Below are 4,253 nucleotides of genomic sequence, written 5' to 3'. Positions count from 1 at the left end.
CTCGCCAGCAGTCCTGCGAGCAGCAGCAGGACCGTGCGGGCGCGCACGTGTCTGGTCACGGTCACGGAGGTCTCCATCACTGCGGAGGGCCGTCCTGACGCGCGCCACGAGAGGACAACGGTGGGGGGGCTCTTGCAAGTTGCTGCAAGAAGCTTCATGAGATTACTGAGACATGACAACCACGTAAAGAGGTCCGGACCCCCTGGGGAGGGGGCCCGGACCTGTTCGCGTCCCAGGCGGATACGGCTCCGGGTCCGGCGGCGTGGCCCGGCGGCTCCCGGGTCCGGCGGCGGCGGACGGCTCAGACGGTGTGCCGGTCGGCCACCGACAGGGCCTCGTCGAGGATGGCGAGACCTTCCTTCGCATCCGCCTCACTGATGTTGCACGGCGGCACGACATGCGTGCGGTTCATGTTCACGAACGGCCACAGGCCGCCCTTCTTGCAGGCCGCGGCGAAGGCCGCCATCGGCGCGTTCGCCTCGCCCGCCGCGTTGTACGGAACCAGCGGCTCGCGCGTCTCCCGGTTCCTGACCAGGTCGAGCGCCCAGAACACGCCCGTGCCGCGCACCTCGCCGACCGACGGGTGCCGTGCGGCCAGCTCGCGCAGACCGGGGCCGAGGACCGTCTCGCCGATGCGGGCGGCCCGGCCGACGATGTCCTCCTCGGCCATGACGTTGATCGTCGCGACGGCCGCGGCGCAGGCCAGCGGGTGGCCGGAGTAGGTCAGCCCGCCCGGGTAGGGCCGCTTGTCGAAGGTGGCCGCGATCTCCTCGTTGATGGCGACACCGCCGAGCGGCACATATCCGGAGTTGACGCCCTTGGCGAAGGTCATCAGGTCGGGCACGACGCCGTACAGGTCGGCGGCGAACCACTCGCCCGTGCGCCCGAAGCCCGCCATGACCTCGTCCAGCACGAAGACGATGCCGTGGCGGTCGCAGATCTCCCGCACGCCTGCCAGGTAGCCGGGCGGCGGCATCATGATCCCGGCGGTGCCGGGAATCGTCTCCAGGATGATCGCGGCGATGGTGGACGGCCCCTCGAAGGCGATGGTGTCCTCGAGGTGCGCCAGGGCGCGGGCGGCCTCCTGCTCCTCCGTCTCGCTGTAGAAGGGCGAGCGGTAGAGGAACGGTGCCCAGAAGTGCACGACACCGGCGGCGCCCTGGTCACTGGGCCAGCGGCGCGGGTCGCCGGTCAGGTTGATCGCGGTGGAGGTGGCGCCGTGGTACGAGCGGTAGGCGGACATCACCTTGTGCCGGCCGGTGTGCAGACGCGCCATCCGGACGGCGTTCTCGACGGCCTCGGCGCCGCCGTTGGTGAAGAAGATCTTGTCCAGGTCGCCCGGGGTGCGCTCGGCGATGAGCCGCGCGGCCTCGGAGCGCGACTCCACGGCGAAGGCGGGAGCGAAGGTGGTGAGCGTTGCGGCCTGCTCCTGGATCGCGGCGACGACCTTCGGGTGCTGGTAACCGATGTTCGTGAAAACCAGCCCGCTGGTGAAGTCGAGGTACCGCTTGCCCTCGTAGTCCCAGAAGTACGAGCCCTCGGCGCCGGCGACGGCGACCGGGTCGATCAGGCCCTGGGCTGACCAGGAGTGGAACACATGGGCGCGGTCGGCCGCCTTGACGGAGGCACCGGTGGCAGGGTCGGCATGAGGGGTCATGCCGGTCAGCGTAGGCGGGCCCCGGCCGGGCGGGACATCGGCGTCGTGTACGGGCGTCCGGGGCTCGGGGCGACACCTTGTCGGGTGTGCGGCGGACCCCGGAGGACCCTGGAGGACCCCGGAGGACCCCGGAGATGTTGACAGTAGGCTGCCTGAATGACAGCCTACTGTCATAGAGGCCACGAGGAGGCTGCCATGAACCGCAAGCCCGTGCACATCGCCGTCTACGACACCCTCGCCGACTGGGAGACCGGGCACGCCACGGCGGAGCTCGGCCGGAACGGCTGGGAGACCCGGACCGTCGCCGCGGACCCCGCCCGGCCGGTCACCACGATGGGCGGCCTGCGCGTGCAGCCCGATCTCGGTCTCGACGGCGTACGGCCGCGGGACAGCTCGCTGCTGATCCTGACCGGCGCCGGACTCTGGGACACCGGGGACGAGCTGGCCCCCTTCGCCCGCAAGGCCCGCGAGTTCCTCGCGGCCGGCGTCCCGGTGGCCGCGATCTGCGGGGCGACGGCCGGGCTGGCCAGGGAGGGGCTGCTGGACGACCGGCGGCACACCAGCGCGGCGGCCGGGTACCTCGCGGCGAGCGGTTACAAGGGCGGCGAGCGGTACGTCGAGACGGACGCCGTGACGGATCCCTCGGGGCTGATCACGGCCGGACCGACCGAGCCCGTGGCCTTCGCCAGGGAGGTACTCGCCCTGCTGGGGGTCTACGAGGGCGAGGTGCTGGACGCCTGGTACCGGCTGTTCCACGACTCGGACGCGGCGGCCTACGAGATCCTGGCGGCGGCGGAGACCGGGGCCAGGAGCGACGGCGCCGAGGACGGCGCGGCGGGGAACGCGCGGTGACCCGGAGGGAACAGGACCTGCTCAGCGCCACGGCGCTCACCGTGTTCCGGCTGAACGGGCAGTTCCTGTCCGTATCCGAGGAGCTGGCCCGGCCCGCGGGCCTCACCGCCGCCTGGTGGCAGGTGCTCGGCGCGGTGCTGCGCGAGCCACTGCCCGTCGCCGGCATCGCCCGCGCGATGGGCATCACCCGGCAGAGCGTCCAGCGCGTCGCCGACCTGCTGGTGGCGAAGGGCCTCGCCGCCTACGCCCCGAATCCGGCGCACCGCCGGGCGAAGTTCCTCGCCCCGACCGACGCGGGACGGGCCGCCGTCGCCCGTATCGACCCGGGTCACGCGCATCTGGCGGGTCTGCTCGCCGCCGAACTGGGTCAGGAGGGTTTCGCGGAGACCGTACGCGTGCTGGAGCGGCTGTCCGATGCGCTCGACGCGGTGGCCGGGGCGGTTGCCACGGCCGGGCACGCGAGTGGCCCCGGGGACCGGAGTGCGCACGGCGACGGAAGTGGGCGCGGGAGCGGGAACGGGGACGCGGCCGTTACGAAGCCGTAGGGGCTTCGTGCCGCGCCGTCGCCCACGCCGAACTATCCTCCCCGCAGAGCACACGGGGGGATGGATGGCCATGGATGAGCCGGATCCGGGGATTCCGCGGCGGATCGGCGCGTACCGCCTGCTGGGCCGGCTGGGGACGGGCGGCATGGGCCAGGTGTTTCTGGCCCGTTCCGACCGCGGCCGCACGGTCGCCGTCAAACTCGTGCACCGCGAACTGGCCGAGCGCGAGGAATTCCGTCGCAGGTTCCGGCAGGAGGTGCGGGCGGCCCGGCAGGTCGGCGGGCTGTGGACGGCCCCCGTACTGGACGCCGACACCGAGGCCCCGGTGCCCTGGGTCGCCACGGGCTACGTGGCGGGGCCCAGCCTGGAGCGGGTGGTCTCCAAGGACCACGGGCCGCTGCCGGAGCGTTCGGTGCGGATCCTGGCGGCCGGACTCGCGCAGGCCCTGAGCGACATCCACGCGGCGGGGCTCGTCCACCGGGACCTGAAGCCGTCCAACGTGCTGATCACCATCGACGGCCCGCGGGTCATCGACTTCGGCATAGCGCGCGCCCTGGAGACGGCCCCGGAGGCCGGGGCGGACGGGGATCTGACCAGAACAGGCGTCGTGGTGGGCTCCCCCGGGTTCATGGCCCCCGAGCAGGTCCGGGGCGACCGGATCACACCCGCCTGCGACGTCTTCTGCCTGGGCTCGGTGCTCGCCTACGCCGCCGGCGGCCGGCTGCCCTTCGGCTCGGCGGACAGCCAGGCGCACGCCCTGATGTTCCGAATCGCGCGGGAGGAGCCCGACCTCTCCGGCCTCCCCGAGAGCCTGGAGTCCCTGGTCAGGGACTGCCTCGCCAAGGATCCCGGCGACCGGCCGTCCCTGGGCGAGATCCTGGAGCGTACGGGCGCCGGGGCGGCACTCCGGGACGGGCGCGCCCTCGACCCGTGGCTGCCGGGCGCGCTGGTGGCCCGGCTGGGACGGCACGCGGTGCGCCTGCTCGAGACGGAGGACCCGGAACCGGAGTCCGGAACCGGACTCGGACTCGGACCCGGACTCGGACTCGGTCCCGGCCCTCGTCCCGAGCCCCAACCGGCCCCGGCTCCGGAACAGGACCGGACACAAGAAGGGGACAAGGGGCGGGAACAGGAACGGCCGGATCCGGCCGAGGCGCCGACCGCCGCGGTCCCGCCGACCGTCCCGACGCTCGTGGCCC

4 protein-coding genes are annotated in these 4,253 nt (G+C 73.0%); 3 read left to right on the top strand and 1 reads right to left on the bottom strand.

Going from position 1 to position 4,253, the window contains the following annotated elements; translation table 11 throughout:
* Positions 1-301: 301 nt before the first annotated feature.
* A complete protein-coding gene (locus GUY61_RS35355) occupies positions 302-1,657 on the bottom strand; it encodes an aspartate aminotransferase family protein (RefSeq protein ID WP_166634410.1) in 1,356 nt (451 codons plus the stop codon).
* Positions 1,658-1,852: 195 nt separating this feature from the next.
* On the opposite strand from GUY61_RS35355, the gene GUY61_RS35350 reads away from it, so the two are divergent.
* The 3 genes from GUY61_RS35350 to GUY61_RS35340 form a co-directional block, all read left to right on the top strand.
* Positions 1,853-2,509 carry a DJ-1/PfpI family protein gene (locus tag GUY61_RS35350; RefSeq protein ID WP_166634409.1) on the top strand — a complete coding sequence of 219 codons (657 nt, stop codon included), beginning with the start codon at positions 1,853-1,855 and terminating at the stop codon, positions 2,507-2,509.
* Entirely contained in the window at positions 2,506-3,054 is a 549-nt protein-coding gene (locus tag GUY61_RS35345) for a MarR family winged helix-turn-helix transcriptional regulator (RefSeq protein ID WP_166634408.1), read from the top strand. Before GUY61_RS35350 ends, GUY61_RS35345 begins: the two co-directional genes overlap by 4 nt.
* Positions 3,055-3,124: 70 nt before the next feature.
* Positions 3,125-4,253 (top strand): serine/threonine-protein kinase (locus GUY61_RS35340; protein ID WP_243766978.1); only part of this gene is annotated, 1,129 nt, incomplete at its 3' end.

This window comes from Streptomyces sp. GC420 (assembly GCF_009916105.1).
Lineage (GTDB): Bacteria > Actinomycetota > Actinomycetes > Streptomycetales > Streptomycetaceae > Streptomyces.
Note: the sequence above shows the minus strand (reverse complement) of the source record. Positions and strands in the feature narration are given on the sequence as shown.